Raw genomic sequence first — 14,712 nt, 5'->3', positions numbered from 1 at the left:
CAATGTCTGGCAGACTTCAGTGGATGTTGGAGACCTCGGCGCGGCTGCTGCGGCTGCTGTCGCTGCTGCAGAGCCGCCGCGACTGGTCCGGCGCCGACCTCGCCGACCGGCTCGCCGTCACCACCCGGACCGTGCGCAACGACATCGAGCGGCTGCGCAGCCTCGGGTACCACATCGACTCCAGCACGGGCAGGACCGGCGGCTACCGCCTGGGCGCCGGCGCCGCGACACCGCCGCTGCTGCTGGACGACGAGGAGGCGGTCGCGGTCGCGGTGGGGCTGCGCGCGGCGGCCGCCGGGTCGGTCAGCGGCCTGGAGGACCCGGCGCTGCGGGCGCTGATCAAGCTGGAGCAGACCCTGCCGCCCCGGCTGCGCCGCCGCGTCGACGCGCTGCGCTCGGCGACCGTCTCCGCAGCCGGCGGGGGCCCGACCGTCGAGGCGTCGCTGCTGACCGCGCTGGCCGCGGCGACCCGGGACCATGAGCGGATCAGCTTCGACTACAAGGACCGCCGGCGCCGGGCCGAGCCGCACCGCCTCGTCTACACGGGGCGGCGGTGGTACCTGCTCGCCTGGGACGTCGACCGGGCCGACTGGCGCACGTTCCGCGCCGACCTCGTGGTGCTGCACCCCCCGACCGGCCCGCGCTTCGCGCCGCGCGAGCCGCCCGGCGGCGACGCCGTCGCCCACGTGCTGCGCGGCGTCGCCTCCACGGCCTGGCGCTTCCCGGCCCGGATCCGGCTGCACGCGCCGATCGCCGAGGTGACGGCGCGGCTGGCGTCGACGGCCGGGCTGCTCACCCCGACCGGCGACGCCACCTGCGAGCTGGAGACCGGCGCCGACAAGCTCATGGACCTGGCCGGGTTCCTGGGGTCGATCGGGTTCGGGTTCACGGTGCTGGACCCGCCCGAGCTGCGCGACCTGCTGCGCGACCTCGCGGCGCGGTACCAGGCCGCCGTGATCCAGGCCGTGCCCTAGGCCGGGACCCTGACCACCGTGTACGTGTCGGCCGGCCCGGGCGCGGGCAGGTCGAAGCGGCCGTTGACCGCGTACAGCGCACCGCCGAACGCCGCGACCGTCGCCGGGATGTCGAACCGCGGGTGCGTGATCTCCTCGACCAGGCGCGCCGTGCGCAGGTCCGGTGCCAGCCGGAACTTGGCGATGAGGTTGAAGAAGTTGCGCACCACGTACAGGTGCGGGCCGCGCCGCAGCAGCCCGTCGCCCTGCAGCACGCTGGCCCCGCCCAGGTCGACCTGCGTGGCCGTGCCGTGCCGGGGGTCGAACGCGAACAACCGGCCGGCGAGCATCTGCACGACCAGCAGCCGCCCGTCCGCCGTGGCCTCGATGCCGTTGTTGAACGCGTCGGCGTCGCCGAGCCCGCCGGGCAGCGCGATCGTGCGCACCGCCGGCGGCGCCGGCAGCCGCCCCGCGTGGTCGAGCGGCACGTAGTGCAGCGACGGCTGGTACGAGTCGGTGAAGTACGCCCCCTGCCTGGTCACCACGACGTCGTTGACGAACGAGCCGCCGAACGCGTAGTCGGCGAGGAGCCGGCCGGTGGCGCCGTCGTACACGGCCCCGCCGGTGCCGGTGGCGGCCCAGAGCCGGCCATGGGTGTCGTACTCGAGGCCGAGCGCCTGCCTCCCGGCGGCACCGGCGACGAATGTCGCGCCCTTGCCGGTCGCGAGGCTGCCCCGGTAGATCGCGCCGTCGGCCAGCGAGCCCACGTAGAACGTCGTGCCCCTCCCGGTGGCGATCCCCTCCGGCTGCCACCCGTCGGGCAGGCCGATCACCTCCGGGAACGCCGTGCCGCGGGCGGCGGCCGCCGCGGTGCCGCCCGGGAGCGCGATCGCGGCGGCGACGCCGGCGGCGCCGGCGAGCAGTGCGCGTCTGTGCATGAGGTCCTCCCCGTTCAAGATCTCATCGGACCCGACCATCCTATCGTCGGACATCGATTGACCTTGGCCCCTTACCGCGGGGCGGTGGTGGACCGTTCGACCAGGCGGGTCGGCAGCACGACCCTGCGGGCCGGCCCTTCGTCGCCGTCGAGCCGGGACAGCAGCAGCCGCGCCGCGTGCCGGCCCATCTCCTCCGGGTCGTGCGCGATGACGGTCACCCCGAGCACGTCACCGAGGTCCAGCTCGTCGAACCCGATCAGCGCCGTGTCCCGCCCGCCGCCGCCCTGCCGCAGCGCCCGCAGCGCGCCGGTCGTGATCCGGTTGTTGGTGGTGAACACCGCCGTCGGCGCCGGGTCCCGGGCCAGCAGCGCCAGCACCGCCCGCTCGGCCTTGTCGACGTCGTGCGCGTCCTCCAGCAGGTACTCGCGCCAGTCCGCGATCCCGGCCGCCTCCATCGCCTCGGCGAACCCCTCGACCCGGTCCTGGTGGGTGCTCAACCGCGACAGGTCCCCGACGATGCCGATCCGCCGGTGCCCGCGCTCCAGTAGGTGCTCGGCCGCCCGCTTGGCCCCGCCCCGGTTGTCCAGCAGCACCGCGTCGGCGGTCAGGTTCACCGGCGGCCGGTCCACGAACACGAACGGGCTGCCGTGCCGCCGCTCCGCCGCCAGATGCCCGTGCTCCGCCATCGTCGAGGCGACGACCAGCCCGCGGACCCTGCGCTCCAGCAGCGAGTCGGTGAGCCGCCCCTCCCACTCCGGGTTCTCGTCGGTGCTGGCGGTGATGAGCTGCAGCCCGTGCATCCGCAGCTCCCGCTCCAGCCCGCTGGCCAGCCGCGAGTAGAACGGGTTCGCCAGGTCCCCGCTGAGCAGCCCGACCAGCGTCGAGGTGTTCCCGCCCCGGCGCAGCTCCCGGGCCGTCCGGTTCAGCCGGTACCCCAGCTCGTCGGCGGCGCTCTGCACCCGCGCCTTCGTCTCCACGGCGACATACCCTTCGCCGCTCAACGCCCGCGACGCCGTCTTGACCGACACTCCCGACAGCGCCGCCACCTGTGCGAGGCTCGGCCGGCTACCCATCGGGCGATTATGGCAGCATCCGCCGCCGCCCAAGGTTCCGTGCCGGTCCGCCGGTTCCGCCGGCGGCGCTTGCCGCGGCGGCCTACGGTGACGGCATGACGCGGGAGCTGTGGGCCAGGGGCGATGCCTACGAGGCGTACGTCGGCCGCTGGAGCCGCCCGGTCGCGGCCCGGTTCGTGCCGTGGCTGCGGGTGCCGCCGGGCCGGCGCTGGCTCGACGCCGGCTGCGGCACCGGCGCCCTCACCGGCACCGTCCTGGCCACCGCCGCCCCGGCCCAGGTCACCGGCGTCGACCCGGCGCAGCCGTTCCTGACCACGGCGAGGTCCCGCCTCGCCGCCGCCACTCCCCCCGCCACCAGCCCCGACGCGGGCTCCGGCACGCCGACCGCCGCCGGCCCCGACGCCCCGCCCGCCACGGGCTCCGGCACGCCGACCGTCGCCGGTTCGGCAGGGTCTCCCACCCCGGGTTCCGCGGCAGCGGTCGGCGGCGGGCCGGCCGTGTGGTTCGTCGCCGGGGACGCGCGGGCGTTGCCGGTGGCCGACGGGGCCGTCGACGCGGTCGTCAGCGGCCTCGCCCTCAACTTCGTGCCGGGCCCCACGGCGGCCGTGGCCGAGTTCGCCAGGGTCGTCGCGCCGGGTGGGGTCGTCGCCGCGTACGTCTGGGACTACGCCGACGGCATGACCATGATGCGCCACTTCTGGGACGCCGCGACCAGCCTCGACCCGGCCGCCGCCGCCCTCGACGAGGGCCGCCGACACTCCATCTGCAGCACCGGCGCGCTGAGCGACCTGTGGTCCGGCGCGGGCCTGTCCGAGGTGACGGCCCGGGCGATCGACACGACCGCGGTCTTCGCCGGCTTCGACGACTACTGGTCCCCCTTCCTCGGCGGCACCGGCCCCGCCCCCACGTACGTCGCGAGCCTGCCCGCGGACCACCGCGACGCGCTGCGCGAGCTGCTGCGCGCCCGCCTGCCGCAGACCGCCGACGGCTCGATCCCGCTGCTCACCCGGGCCCTCGCGGTCCGCGGCACCGCCACCTGAACCGCCCACGTACCGCGGTGGGCGGGATCCGGGTCGCGCTCGGCGGGTTGCCGGTGGGCCGTGCCGCGGCGGGGCGGGGTTCAGGTCGCGGCGAGCAGGGGTCGGGTCGTGCCGGCCGGAGACCAGGTCGCGGCCGGCAGGGTTCAGGTCGCGGCGACCAAGGATCGGGTCGCGCTGGGGCAGAGATCGGGTCGCGGCCGGCAGGGCGGGGCCGCGGCGGGCACGGGCCAGGTCGCGCTGGGCAGAGGTCGGGTCGTGCGGCTGCGGTCGACGGTTCGGCTCCGTGTCGGCCGGCCATCCGCCCGGCGCCGCCCACGACGGGTCAGCGGGCGTGCCACTCCGCCAGGATGCGGGCCTCCTCGTCCGCGGCGAGCCGGGCCGGCGGCGGTGCCAGCGGATGCCGCAGCGCGTGCTCGTACGTCTCCCGCACCGTCTGCCGCAACGGTCTCGGCGCCAGGCCCGCCGCGAACGCCGCCGACGGGTCCGCCGCGTTCAGGTCGGCCTCCTCGTCGAAGGCGGACCACAGCGGCAGGCGCTCCCCGTCGAGCCCGCGCTCGCCGAGGAACCCGGGCTCGACCCAGGTCAGCGTCGTCCCGGGCGGCCCGACCTCGGCGACCATCGCCTCCAGCAGCTCCCCGAACGAGAACGGCGGCGCCGGGCTCACCGCGTGGAACACCCCGCCGGCGGGCCGGTCGAGCAGCCGGATCGTCCAGTCCGCCAGGTCCCGCGCGTCGATGACCTGGATCGCGGCGTCACGCGGGCCGGGCGCGAGGATCTCCCCGCCGCGGGCGACCCGCTCGACCCAGAACGTGAACCGCGACAGGTGGTCGTAGGGGCCCACGACATACGTGGGCCGCACGATCAGCGTCGAGGTCCCGAAGCGGTCGACGGCCACCCGCTCGCACGCCGCCTTCAGTGGCCCGTACGTCGCGCCGGTGACCTCCTCGACCGCCGGGTCGGTGAGCCGCTGCACCGGCGCGTCCTCGCCGAAGCCCGGCGCCACCGGCGTGTCATAGACCGACACGCTGGAGATGTACACGAACCGGCCGCCCCGCCCGGCCAGCGCGTCGGCGAGTGCGTGGACCTGCCGCGGCACGTAGCCGCTGACGTCGACGGTCGCGTCCCACTCGCCGTCGAGCAGCCCTTCGGGCAGCGCGTTACGGTCGGCGAGCAGGTGCGTCGCCGACGGGAAGAGCCCCGCACCGGTCTGCCCCCGGTGCAGCAACGTGACCTCGTGCCCGGCCGCGAGGGCCGCCTCCGTGATGTGCCGTCCCACGAACTGCGTGCCGCCGACGATGAGAATCCGCATGCCGCCCAGCCTAGGCGCTGAAAACCGCCCCTATCCGCCGCGTCAGCGCCTCCTCACCCACCGTCGCGTCCACCTCGATCGCCGGCAGCCGCAGCTCGTGTACCCGCCGCGCGAGCCGCTCGGTGAACAGCTCGTCGCGGCGCAGCAGGTTGCGCAGCGCCGCCTCCGGGTCGCTGGTCCGGCCGGCGATCTGCCACAACGAGCCCCGCCGCTCGAACGCGGCCCGGCGGAACGCCGGCGTGGGCAGCAGCCACACCGCGTGCTCCGGCCGCGTCAGCAGCGGCTGGACCAGCTCAGGCAGCAGCCTGAACCCCTCCACGACCACGATGGGGCGCTCCGGCAGCGCCAGGAGGTCCTCGACGATCAGCCCGAAGCCCTCACCCCGGAACCAGTGGAACGTCTCGAGCATCACCTCGGGCGGGCGCAGCAGCCACCGCTCGTCCATGTCCATCGCCGCGAACGCGGCCAGCAGCGGCGCGTCGGCCGCGGTGCTGCGCCGGGCGTGGTCGCCCATCACGTCGTCGGTCGCGTAATGCCGCCACCCGCGCTCCTCGCCCAGCCGCCGCGCGAGCGTCGACTTGCCCCCGCCGCTGCCGCCACCGATCCAGCGCACGTGCCGCAGCCGTGCGCGTGCCGCCGCCGCGTCCATCGCCGCGCGGGTCCCTACCTGGGCCAGCCGAGCCCGGGCGCGACCTGGCTGCCGCCGCGGCGGGCGGTCACCTCGATCTCGATCCGCATCCGCGGGTCGGACAGGCCGCACACCTGCATCGTCGCCGCCGGGCGGACGTCACCGAGCCACTCGCGCAGCACCGGCCAGCACGGCTCGAAGTCCGCGGCGTCCGGCAGCAGGTAGCGCACCCGGACGACGTCGCTGACGGCGGCACCGGCCTCGCGCAGGGCGGCGTCGATGTTGGCCCAGCACTGCCGGGCCTGCGCCACCACGTCGTCGGAGATCGTCATCGTGGTGTAGTCGAAGCCGGTGGTCCCCGAGACGTGCACCCAGTCACCGTCGACGACCGCCCGGGAGTACCCGATCTCCCGCTCGAACGTCGAACCGCTGGAGATCAACCGTCGCTCAGCCATGCCGACCACCGTAGTGGATCGTCAGAGCCGGCCGAGCTGGCGCAGCACGTCGGCGTCGTCCGACATCACCCAGATGTCGGTGATCTTCCCGTCCTCGACGGTCAGGATGTCGGTGACCCTGATCCGCAGCCGGCGGCCGGTCGCCTCGACCCGTCCGAGCGGCGTGTCGTACGGGCCGACGTGCCGCACGTGCATGAGGAAGCCGATCACCAGCCGGTCGGCGGTCTCCACCCGGTGCACCAGCTCGGTGCGCCGGTCGGCGAACGCGACCTGCAGCGCGCGGGCCCGGGCGACGAGGTCCTCGGCGGTCATCGGGGTGCCGTTGACCGGCACCGGGTCGGCGTAGTACCGCCGGAAGTCGGCCGCGGCGTCGGCCCGGTCGCCGACCGGCCGGTCCCACAGCGCCAGCACGGCATCGAGATCCATCGGGGTAGGTGTCGTCTCCACGGGTCCACTGTGCCGGGTCGCGGCGGCGCCGCTGGCATGCTTGTCGGCATGGCGTCGACAGTGAACCGGGATGGCCGCCCGAGCCGTGAGGACCTGGCCGCCGCGGTGGACAAGGTGCTCCCGGACGTCATCGCGCCGGGCCTGGACGTCCTGCTGTGCGGGATCAACCCGGGCCTGTGGTCGGCGGCGACCGGGCACCACTTCGCCCGCCCCGGCAACCGGTTCTGGCCGGCGCTGCACCGTGGCGGCTTCACCCCGCGGCAGCTGCGCCCGGACGAGCAGGAGCTGCTCATCGGGTACGGGCTGGGCATCACCAACCTGGCCGCCCGGGCGACGGCGCGCGCCGACGAGCTGACCCGCGACGAGCTGACCGCCGGCGGCGCGGTCCTGCGCGAGAAGGTCGCGCGGTTCGCGCCCGCCTGGCTGGCGGTGCTCGGCGTGACCGCGTTCCGCACCGCGTTCGGCGCGCAGCGGGTCACGGTCGGCCCGCAGGACGGCGAGTTCAGCGGCGCGCGGCTGTGGATCCTGCCCAACCCGAGCGGCCTCAACGCCCACTTCACGCTCGACGCCCTCGCCGCCGAGTTCGCCGCGCTGCGGCGGGCGGTCGCCTACGGGGCGGACCCCAGCTCGCCGGGCCCCTCGAACCTGGCGGCCCGCTCCCGCAGCAGCTGACCGAACAGGCCGCTGGGCTGGCCGCAGTCGGCGCACATGAAGTTGTCGTCGAGCCGCGGACCGCCGCAGTGGTCGCACGACCCGCGGTCGCGCGGGTCCTGGTACGCCCGCAGCGCCTCGACGAACGCCCGCGCCGTCCCCGGTGACAGCCGCACCGCGGTGTCACCGACCCGCAGCTCGACGCCGTCCGCCGCGGCGCCACCGGGCACCTGGCCGGCGGGCCCGTCGAACACGCCGACCCTGCGCACGAACTCGTCCAGCGCCCGCCCGACGTCCCCGGCCATCGTCATGCCGCGACCCTAACCCAGGGTGCGCTCAGCGCAGCAGCAGGTTGACGTCGCCGAACTCGTGCCAGAGGTAGCCGTGCCCGACCGCCTCGGCGTAGCAGCGGGCGAGCAGGTCCCGGTCGACGACCGCGGCGAGCAGGTCCAGGTGCGACGCCTTCGGCTCGTGCAGGCCGGTGAGCAGCCCGTCGACGGCCCGGACCCCGCGCTGCGGCGTGACGATCAGGTCGGTCCAGCCCTCACCGGCGGCGACCCGGCCGTCCGGGGCGGCGACCGTCTCCAGGGCGCGGACCGCCGTCGTGCCCACCGCGACGACCCGGCCGCCGGCCGCGCGGGTGTCGTTGACCAGCCGCGCCGTGCTCGGCGGGACACGGAACCACTCCGGGTACGGGCGCTCGTGCGCCTCGGCCGACGCGACCCCGGTGTGCAGCACCAGCGGGGCGAGCAGCACCCCGGCCGCCACGAGGCGGGTCACGACCCGGTCGGTGAACGGCCGCGCCGCGCTGGGCATCTCGGCGCTGCCCGGCTGGGTCGCGAACACCGTCTGGTACGCCTCGATCGGCCACCGCCGGCGCACGTACGGGTAGCGGATCGGCTGGCCGTACCGCTGCAGGAACTCCACGACGGGCAGGCCGGTGCGCACCGTGGCGAACCACAGCCTGCCCCGCGAGTAGGGCTCCTCGAGCGTGACGGTGCCGCCGCCGGGCAGCCGCAGCGGTCCGGGCCGGCCGGGGTGCGGGCCGAGATCGGGGCCGCGGATCTCGACCAGCCAGCGGTCGTCGGCGAGCCGGGTCGAGAAGTGCACGCGCAGCGGCGCGCCGGCGACCGGCACCGACGCGGGCAGCGTCCCGGACGTGTTGACGACCAGCAGGTCACCGGCGCGCAGCAGGTCGGGCAGGTCGGTGAACCGGTGGTGGCTGACCGTGGTGCCCTGCCCGGCGAGCAGCCGCACCCCGTCGCGGGCGGTCCCGCGCGCCTCGGGCGGCTCGTGCGCCTCCAGCGCCGGCGGCAGCTCGAAGTCCAGCGGCGCCCGGCCCGCCCCGAGCTCCAGCGCGGTCACAGCCGGACCCTTCCGGACGCGGGCCGGGCGGTGACGAGGTCGACGAACGCCGGTGCCACCGTCTCCGGCAGCGGCCGGTCGCTGATGTCCTCGCCGGGGAACGCCTCGGCGTGCATCTGGGTGCGCAGGTCGCCGGGGTCGACCCACCAGACGCGCAGGTCCGGCTCCTCGACGGCGAGCACGCTGCTGGCCTGTTCGGCGGCGGCCTTGGCGGCACCGTAGCCGCCCCAGCCCGCGTACGCCTCGACCGCCGCGTCGGAGGTGACGGTGACGACGGCGCCGCCGTGCTTGCGCAGCGCCGGCAACGCCAGCTGGGTCAGTGCCAGCGGCGCGAGCACGTTGACCTCGAACACGTCGCGCAGTGTCGAAAGTGGATAGTCCGCCAGGGGCGGCTGCGGGCTGGGCCCGAGGATGCCGGCGTTGTTGACGAGCAGGTCGAGCCGGCCGGTGGCGAGCGCGGCGTCGACGAGCGCGGCCCGGTGCGCGGGGTCGGTGACGTCGCCGGGCACCCGGACGACCCCGGGCGGCAACCCGTCCGCGGTCGCGGTCAGGGTGCGGCCGTCGGCGACGACGGTCCAGCCGGCCGTCGCGAGGGCCGTGGTGAGCGCCCGCCCGAGTCCCCGGGAGGCGCCGGTGATGATGGCAGTTGGCATGGCACCGACGCTATGCAGCGCCCGGCCCGCCGCCATCGGGCCGCGGACGGGCCGGCGCCCGGGCCTTTGGTCCTAGGTCCAGGAGCCGAGGCGGCGGGTGCCGCGGCGTCGGTACTGTCGGGAGCATGGGCGCCTGTGACCGGGACGAGCTGCGCGAGGTGAGCGCGGCGGTGCTGGCCGTCACGGCGCACCTGGCGGTCCGCGAGGTCCTCCAGACGATCGTCGCGGCCGCCCGGCGGCTGCTGGACGCGCAGTACGCGGCGCTCGGCATCCCCGACGGCAACGGCTCGTTCCGCGAGTTCATCGCCGACGGTCTCTCCGACGCGCAGTGGCGGGCGATCGGCCCGATCCCCCGCCAGCACGGCCTGCTCGGCGCGATGCTGCACGACCCGAGCCCGGTGCGCGCCGCCGACATCCGCAGGCACCCCCGGTTCGAGGGCTGGCCGGCCGGGCACCCCGAGATGGTCGACTTCCTGGGCATGCCGATCGTCGACGGCGACGAGATCCTCGGCGAGATCTTCCTGGCCAACAAACGCCCGCAGCCGGGCCGGCACGGCGGGGGCGGCTTCGACGCCGGGGACGAGGAGCTGCTGCGCCTGCTCGCCGCGCACGCCGCCATCGCGATCGTCAACGCCCGCCTGTACGAGCGCGGCCGCGAACTGTCCATCGTGGAGGAGCGCCAGCGCATCGCGCGGGAGCTGCACGACGCGGTCACCCAGAAGCTGTTCAGCCTGCGGCTCACCGCCGAGGCCGCGTCCGCCCTGGTGACCCGCGACTCGCAGCGGGCCCTCGCCGAGCTGGACACGGTGCGCCGGCTGGCCGCCGAGGCGACCGCCGAGCTCAAGTCCGTCGTGGTCGGCCTGCGCCCCGCGGACCTCGCCGGCGACGGCCTGGCCACGGCGCTGCGGCGGCAGGCCGAGCTGCTCGACCGGGTCCACGCGGCCCGGATCCGGTTTACCGGCGACCAGGTGCCGAAGCTGTCCGAGGAGCGGCAGGAGGCGGTGTACCGGGTCGCCCAGGAGGCCCTGCACAACGCGCTGCGGCACGGCGACCCCCGGCACGTCGACATCGACCTGCGCCGCTCGGGCCGCGGCTGCACCCTGCGGGTCACCGACGACGGCACCGGGTTCGACACCGCCGGCCCCGGCGGCTCGGGCGGCTCGGCCCGCCCGGGCGCCGCGCAGCGCCGGCTCGGGCTCGCCTCGATGCGCGAACGCGCCCGCAGCGTCGGCGGCCGGCTGACCGTGACGTCGACGCCGGGCGCCGGCACGACCGTCACCATGGAGGTCCCCGGTGACCGCTGAGCCCGCCCCGGCCCGGATCCGGGTGCTCGTCGTCGACGACCACCCGGTGGTGCGGCAGGGCCTGCGCACGTTCCTCGACCTGCAGGACGACATCGTGGTCGTCGGCGAGGCCCACGACAGCGCCTCCTGCGTCGCCGCGGCCGAGGCGACCTCGCCCGACGTGATCCTGCTGGACCTCAGGATGCCCGGCGGCGACGGGGTCGAGGCGCTGCGCGCGCTGCGCCGGCCGGACCCCGCGAAGGTGCTCGTCATCACCAGCTTCACCGACCCGTCCGCGGTCCTGCCCGCCGTGCGGGCCGGTGCCGCCGGCGCCGTGTACAAGGACATCGACCCGCCGGCGCTGGCCGCCGCGATCCGCGCCGTGCACGCCGGGCACGTCCTGCTGCACCCGGACGTCGCCCGGCTGCTCGCCGACAGCGGCCCGCCGCCGGAGGCCGCGCACCTCACCGCCCGGGAGCGGGAGGTGCTCGCCGAGGTCGCCCGCGGCCGGTCCAACCGGGAGATCGCCCGGCGGCTGGGCCTGGCGGAGAAGACGGTGAAGACCCACGTGAGCGCGATCCTCACCAAGCTCGGCGTGCAGGACCGCACCCAGGCCGCCCTGTACGCCGTGCGCTCCGGTCTCGACTGACCGCCCGCGGGTCAGGCGGCGGTGACGTCGCCGATCGCCTGGTCCAGCATCTGCAGGCCGCGGTCGATCTCCTCGTCGCTGCTGGTCAGCGGCGGTGCGATGCGGAACGTGCCGCCCATGCCCGGCAGCTGCACCACGTTGAGGTGCAGCCCCAGCTCCAGGCAGCGCCGGGTCACCGCCGCGCCGATCCGGTCGGCGCCGGCCGCCGGTGCCGCGCCGTCGTGCGGATCGACCAGCTCGATGCCCTGCAGCAGGCCCCGTCCGCGCACGTCGCCGACGACCGGGTGGCGGCGCTGGATCTGCAGCAGCCCGTCGCGCAGCCGCCCGCCGAGGACCCCGGCCCGCACGTCGAGCTGGTCGCGCTCGAGCACGTCGAGGACGGTGTTGCCGACCGCGGCGACGAGCGGGTCGGACACGTGCGTGGTGTAGAACAGGTAGCCGCGCTCGTGCGCCCGCGCCTCGATGTCCTCGCTGGTGAGGACCGCGGCCAGGGGCAGCCCCGCGCCGAGCGTCTTGGACAGGGTGAGGATGTCGGGCACGACGCCGTCGCGCTGGAAGGCGTACCAGGTGCCGGTGCGGCACAGCCCGGTCTGCGCCTCGTCGAGGATGAGCAGCATGCCGCGCTCCCGGCACTTGCGCCGCAGCGCGGCGAAGTAGCCGGGGGGTGGCTCGATGACCCCGCCCGAGCTGAGGATCGGCTCGACGAGGCAGGCCGCGAGGCTGCCCACGGACTGCGCGTCGACCAGCGCGAACGCGAGGTCCAGCTGCCGTTGCCAGTCGTGGCCGCCGTCCGGCGTGGTGAAGTCCGGCCGGTACGCGTTCGGCGTCGGGATCGCGATGTTGCCGGGTGCGTTCGGCCCGTACCCCTTGCGCCCGGCGCTGTACGTCGCGGCCGCGGCGGCCTGCGTCATCCCGTGCCACGACCCGGCGAACGACACGATCTCGTGCCCGCCGGTGACCAGCTTCGCCATGCGCACGGCGGCCTCGTTGGACTCCGCCCCGGTGGTGAGCAGCAGCACCTTCGTGAGTGGCCCGCCGTCGCTGCCCTCCAGGCCGGCCGCCGCCTTGCCGACGGAGTCGGCGAGGCGGCGGCTGAGCTCGACCACGGGCCGCGACAGCATGCCGCTGAAGAGGTGGTCCAGGGTCCCGATCTGCCGCCGCACGGTGGCGACGATCTCCGGGTGGGCGTGGCCGAGGATGGCGCTCATCTGCCCGGACGTGAAGTCCAGGATGCGCCGCCCCTCCTCGGTGTACACGTAGCTGCCCTCGGCCCGCTCGATGATCTCCGGCGTGAACGCCCCGCCGTAGCGCACCACGTGCCGCCGCACGTCCTGCCAGAACTCCTGCCGTTCGTCAGCCATGCGACCGACCGTAGGCGAGGGCGTTGTCAGGCTCCAGCGCATCATCCCGCACATACTGTGCGGAGGAACCGGACGATCGGGGTGTTGCGTGCTCGACCCGTGGCGGCTGCGGCTGCTGACGCTGCTGGAGAGCCTCGGCACGGTCCGGGCCGTCGCCGGGTCGGCCCGGCTGAGCCCGTCGAACGTGTCGGAGCAGCTGGCCGTGCTGGAGCGGGAGGCCGGCACGCGGCTCTTCGAGCGCGCCGGCCGCCGGCTGCGGCTCACCCCCGCCGGCGCGGCGCTGGTCCGGCACGCGCGGGTGATCCTCGACCAGATGGACGCCGCCCGCGAGGAGCTCGCCGCGTTCGACGCCACGGACGCCGGGCTCACCGGCGCGGTCCGGCTGGGCGCGTTCACCAGCGCGCTCAACACGTTCGTGCTCGCGGCGGTGGGCGACCTGGCCGGCGCCCATCCGCGGCTGCGGGTCACCGTGTGGGAGCTGGACCCGGCCGAGAGCGTGGCGGCGCTGCAGCGCGGCGAGTGCGACGTGGTGGTCACCGCCGACCCCGGCGGCGGCGCGACCCCCGACGTCGTGCACACCCCGCTCGCCACCGACGAGATCATGCTCGTCACGGCCGCCGGCGCCGACCACCCGGCCGGCGGCGGACCAGCCGACCTGGCCGGGTTCGCCGACCGCCGCTGGAGCACGGAGCTGCCCGGCACCTGGACGTACGACCTGGTGACGACCGCCTGCCGGCGCGCCGGGTTCGAGCCCGACCTCGCCGGGTGTTTCGCCTCGTACGGCTCACTGCTGGCGCACGTGGAGGCCGGCCTGTCGGTGACGCTGCTGCCGGAGCTCGCCGTGGACCGGCGCTTCCGGGTGGCGGCGCGCCCCGTCCGCGTCCCGATGCGCCGCCGGATCACCGCCGCGGTCCGCCGCAGCTCCGCCGGGCGCGCCTCGATCGTCGCGGTCGTCGAGGCGCTGCGCCGCGCCAGCCACTGACACCCGCACCGCGCCCGCCGGGCGCTGAGCACCCATGGAGCGCCCGCCGGGCGCTGCCGGCCCACGCCGCGCCGGACGGGGTCAGCCTTGCGCGCCGTCTGGGGTCGCCGCGCGCAGGTGCGCCAGGACGAGCGGGTCGATGGCGTCCTCCACGAGGCGCTCCTCGAGGTTCTCCACGCCCGCCCAGCCGGCCAGGTCGGCGAAGCCGAGGGACCTCAGCCGGCCCGCCACCTCGTCGGCGAGGGCCCCGGTCAGCGGCAGCAGCGTCGCCGGGTCGGGCCTGCGGAAGTACAGGTCCCACAGGTCCAGCAGCCCGCCGAGCCGGGTCACCGGGTCCGGGTCGTCGTCGACGCGCAGGTCGACCTCGACGTCGCTGAGCCCGCCGTAGCCCGCGCCGCGGCGCACCACGATCAGCGCGGCGCTCTGCCGGCCGCGGCTGTCGCCGCCGGCCCGGTCCCCGGCGGCGAGCGCGGCGTGCAGCCGCCTGGCCAGGGGCGCGCCGGGCTCGGCGAGCCAGGCGGCCTCCATCTCGAGCACGACGTCGGCGCCGGTGAGGATGTTGCCCTGGATCGCGTACCCATCACCGGCGACGCCACCGGCCCACGGGAAGCACTCGTCACCCGTGAACGTCGCCCCCGGGCCCTGCCGCCCGACGACGCCGAGCTGCCGGGTGGCCCGCCCCGGGTCGGCGGCGGTGAGCCCGGCGATCGTGTCCGCGGCGGTGGTGCCGGTCCGCAGCATCGCCAGCCCCTGCACCCGGTAGGCGAGGTTCGCGAACGACTGCGTGGCGAGCGCCCCGACCTCCACCTCGACGGCGGGGACGGCCGCCCCGACGCTGAGGAACTTGCTGGCCACCGCGACCCCGAGGGACAGCCCGTCCGGGGACCGCCCGACGATCGAGAACGTCATGGCGCCACCGTAACGG

17 protein-coding genes are annotated in these 14,712 nt (G+C 75.9%); 6 read left to right on the top strand and 11 right to left on the bottom strand.

The features are described 5' to 3' along the window. Positions 1-23 precede the first annotated feature (23 nt). A complete protein-coding gene (locus OP18_RS16050) occupies positions 24-974 on the top strand; it encodes a helix-turn-helix transcriptional regulator (RefSeq protein WP_033359708.1) in 951 nt (316 codons plus the stop codon). Here the strand turns inward: OP18_RS16050 and OP18_RS16045 are convergent. Both OP18_RS16045 and OP18_RS16040 read right to left on the bottom strand, forming a co-directional pair. Next, entirely contained in the window at positions 971-1,891 is a 921-nt protein-coding gene (locus OP18_RS16045; RefSeq protein WP_033359789.1) for an NHL repeat-containing protein, read from the bottom strand. The two genes, OP18_RS16050 and OP18_RS16045, sit on opposite strands and share 4 nt — an antisense overlap. Positions 1,892-1,962: 71 nt before the next feature. Next, a complete protein-coding gene (locus OP18_RS16040) occupies positions 1,963-2,964 on the bottom strand; it encodes a LacI family DNA-binding transcriptional regulator (protein WP_033359707.1) in 1,002 nt (333 codons plus the stop codon). Between the two features lie 95 nt (positions 2,965-3,059). On the opposite strand from OP18_RS16040, the gene OP18_RS16035 reads away from it, so the two are divergent. Then, positions 3,060-4,004 carry a class I SAM-dependent methyltransferase gene (locus OP18_RS16035; RefSeq protein ID WP_033359706.1) on the top strand — a complete coding sequence of 315 codons (945 nt, stop codon included), beginning with the start codon at positions 3,060-3,062 and terminating at the stop codon, positions 4,002-4,004. Between the two features lie 322 nt (positions 4,005-4,326). Here the strand turns inward: OP18_RS16035 and OP18_RS16030 are convergent, their stop codons facing one another. Genes OP18_RS16030 through OP18_RS16015 form a run of 4 tightly spaced genes read right to left on the bottom strand, consistent with a single transcriptional unit; the run spans position 4,327 to position 6,843 of the window. After that, positions 4,327-5,313, bottom strand: coding sequence for an NAD-dependent epimerase/dehydratase family protein (locus OP18_RS16030; protein ID WP_033359705.1), 987 nt, complete (start codon positions 5,311-5,313; stop codon positions 4,327-4,329). A gap of 10 nt (positions 5,314-5,323) precedes the next feature. Beyond that, positions 5,324-5,962, bottom strand: a complete 639-nt coding sequence (locus tag OP18_RS16025) for a hypothetical protein (RefSeq protein ID WP_033359704.1) — start codon at positions 5,960-5,962, stop codon at positions 5,324-5,326. Positions 5,963-5,976: 14 nt separating this feature from the next. After that, positions 5,977-6,396 (bottom strand): RidA family protein, encoded by a 420-nt coding sequence (locus OP18_RS16020; protein ID WP_033359788.1) that lies wholly within the window; start codon positions 6,394-6,396, stop codon positions 5,977-5,979. A gap of 21 nt (positions 6,397-6,417) precedes the next feature. Then, positions 6,418-6,843 carry an ester cyclase gene (locus OP18_RS16015; protein ID WP_211273565.1) on the bottom strand — a complete coding sequence of 142 codons (426 nt, stop codon included), beginning with the start codon at positions 6,841-6,843 and terminating at the stop codon, positions 6,418-6,420. Positions 6,844-6,891: 48 nt separating this feature from the next. Here OP18_RS16015 and mug point away from each other — a divergent pair, with 48 nt between their 5' ends. Beyond that, entirely contained in the window at positions 6,892-7,515 is a 624-nt protein-coding gene (gene mug / locus OP18_RS16010; RefSeq protein WP_052386807.1) for a G/U mismatch-specific DNA glycosylase, read from the top strand. On the opposite strand, the gene OP18_RS60580 is transcribed toward mug, so the two are convergent. The 3 genes from OP18_RS60580 to OP18_RS15995 are packed head-to-tail and all read right to left on the bottom strand — an operon-like array spanning position 7,452 to position 9,512. Continuing rightward, a complete protein-coding gene (locus OP18_RS60580) occupies positions 7,452-7,805 on the bottom strand; it encodes a hypothetical protein (RefSeq protein WP_033359702.1) in 354 nt (117 codons plus the stop codon). The genes mug and OP18_RS60580 overlap by 64 nt on opposite strands. 25 nt (positions 7,806-7,830) lie before the next feature. Beyond that, positions 7,831-8,859, bottom strand: coding sequence for an S-adenosylmethionine:tRNA ribosyltransferase-isomerase (locus OP18_RS16000; RefSeq protein ID WP_081970801.1), 1,029 nt, complete (start codon positions 8,857-8,859; stop codon positions 7,831-7,833). Beyond that, positions 8,856-9,512: an SDR family NAD(P)-dependent oxidoreductase gene (locus tag OP18_RS15995; RefSeq protein WP_033359785.1), complete on the bottom strand. Its 657-nt coding sequence runs from the start codon at positions 9,510-9,512 to the stop codon at positions 8,856-8,858. The genes OP18_RS16000 and OP18_RS15995 overlap by 4 nt, the downstream gene beginning before the upstream one ends. A gap of 125 nt (positions 9,513-9,637) precedes the next feature. Between OP18_RS15995 and OP18_RS15990 the strand changes: the two genes are divergently transcribed. Together OP18_RS15990 and OP18_RS15985 are read left to right on the top strand one after the other, a co-directional pair. Further along, positions 9,638-10,816 (top strand): GAF domain-containing sensor histidine kinase, encoded by a 1,179-nt coding sequence (locus tag OP18_RS15990; RefSeq protein WP_033359701.1) that lies wholly within the window; start codon positions 9,638-9,640, stop codon positions 10,814-10,816. Continuing rightward, positions 10,806-11,444, top strand: coding sequence for a response regulator transcription factor (locus OP18_RS15985; protein WP_033359700.1), 639 nt, complete (start codon positions 10,806-10,808; stop codon positions 11,442-11,444). The genes OP18_RS15990 and OP18_RS15985 overlap by 11 nt, the downstream gene beginning before the upstream one ends. Positions 11,445-11,455: 11 nt before the next feature. Here the strand turns inward: OP18_RS15985 and OP18_RS15980 are convergent, their stop codons facing one another. Then, positions 11,456-12,805 (bottom strand): aspartate aminotransferase family protein, encoded by a 1,350-nt coding sequence (locus OP18_RS15980; RefSeq protein WP_033359699.1) that lies wholly within the window; start codon positions 12,803-12,805, stop codon positions 11,456-11,458. Between the two features lie 88 nt (positions 12,806-12,893). On the opposite strand from OP18_RS15980, the gene OP18_RS15975 reads away from it, so the two are divergent. Then, complete coding sequence (locus OP18_RS15975; protein ID WP_033359698.1) at positions 12,894-13,787, top strand: LysR family transcriptional regulator; 894 nt, start codon at positions 12,894-12,896, stop codon at positions 13,785-13,787. Between the two features lie 81 nt (positions 13,788-13,868). Here the strand turns inward: OP18_RS15975 and OP18_RS15970 are convergent, their stop codons facing one another. Then, the gene (locus OP18_RS15970; RefSeq protein ID WP_033359697.1) at positions 13,869-14,696 is read right to left on the bottom strand and encodes a DUF1028 domain-containing protein; all 828 of its coding nucleotides are present in this window, start codon (positions 14,694-14,696) and stop codon (positions 13,869-13,871) included. Positions 14,697-14,712 lie beyond the last annotated feature (16 nt).

The organism is Dactylosporangium aurantiacum, assembly GCF_000716715.1.
Classification (GTDB): domain Bacteria; phylum Actinomycetota; class Actinomycetes; order Mycobacteriales; family Micromonosporaceae; genus Dactylosporangium; species Dactylosporangium aurantiacum.
The sequence above is the reverse complement of the archived record's forward strand: the minus strand, read 5'-3'. Positions and strand labels throughout refer to the sequence as shown.

Excerpts from the sequence above, each read along its gene's own strand:
- OP18_RS16050 (WP_033359708.1), top strand. The coding sequence starts at position 24 with ATGTTGGAGACCTCGGCGCGGCTGCTGCGGCTGCTGTCGCTGCTGCAG.
- OP18_RS16045 (WP_033359789.1), bottom strand. The coding sequence starts at position 1,891 with ATGCACAGACGCGCACTGCTCGCCGGCGCCGCCGGCGTCGCCGCCGCG.
- OP18_RS16040 (WP_033359707.1), bottom strand. The coding sequence starts at position 2,964 with ATGGGTAGCCGGCCGAGCCTCGCACAGGTGGCGGCGCTGTCGGGAGTG.
- OP18_RS16035 (WP_033359706.1), top strand. The coding sequence starts at position 3,060 with ATGACGCGGGAGCTGTGGGCCAGGGGCGATGCCTACGAGGCGTACGTC.
- OP18_RS16030 (WP_033359705.1), bottom strand. The coding sequence starts at position 5,313 with ATGCGGATTCTCATCGTCGGCGGCACGCAGTTCGTGGGACGGCACATC.
- OP18_RS16025 (WP_033359704.1), bottom strand. The coding sequence starts at position 5,962 with ATGGACGCGGCGGCGGCACGCGCACGGCTGCGGCACGTGCGCTGGATC.
- OP18_RS16020 (WP_033359788.1), bottom strand. The coding sequence starts at position 6,396 with ATGGCTGAGCGACGGTTGATCTCCAGCGGTTCGACGTTCGAGCGGGAG.
- mug (WP_052386807.1), top strand. The coding sequence starts at position 6,892 with ATGGCGTCGACAGTGAACCGGGATGGCCGCCCGAGCCGTGAGGACCTG.
- OP18_RS60580 (WP_033359702.1), bottom strand. The coding sequence starts at position 7,805 with ATGACGATGGCCGGGGACGTCGGGCGGGCGCTGGACGAGTTCGTGCGC.
- OP18_RS15995 (WP_033359785.1), bottom strand. The coding sequence starts at position 9,512 with ATGCCAACTGCCATCATCACCGGCGCCTCCCGGGGACTCGGGCGGGCG.
- OP18_RS15990 (WP_033359701.1), top strand. The coding sequence starts at position 9,638 with ATGGGCGCCTGTGACCGGGACGAGCTGCGCGAGGTGAGCGCGGCGGTG.
- OP18_RS15980 (WP_033359699.1), bottom strand. The coding sequence starts at position 12,805 with ATGGCTGACGAACGGCAGGAGTTCTGGCAGGACGTGCGGCGGCACGTG.
- OP18_RS15970 (WP_033359697.1), bottom strand. The coding sequence starts at position 14,696 with ATGACGTTCTCGATCGTCGGGCGGTCCCCGGACGGGCTGTCCCTCGGG.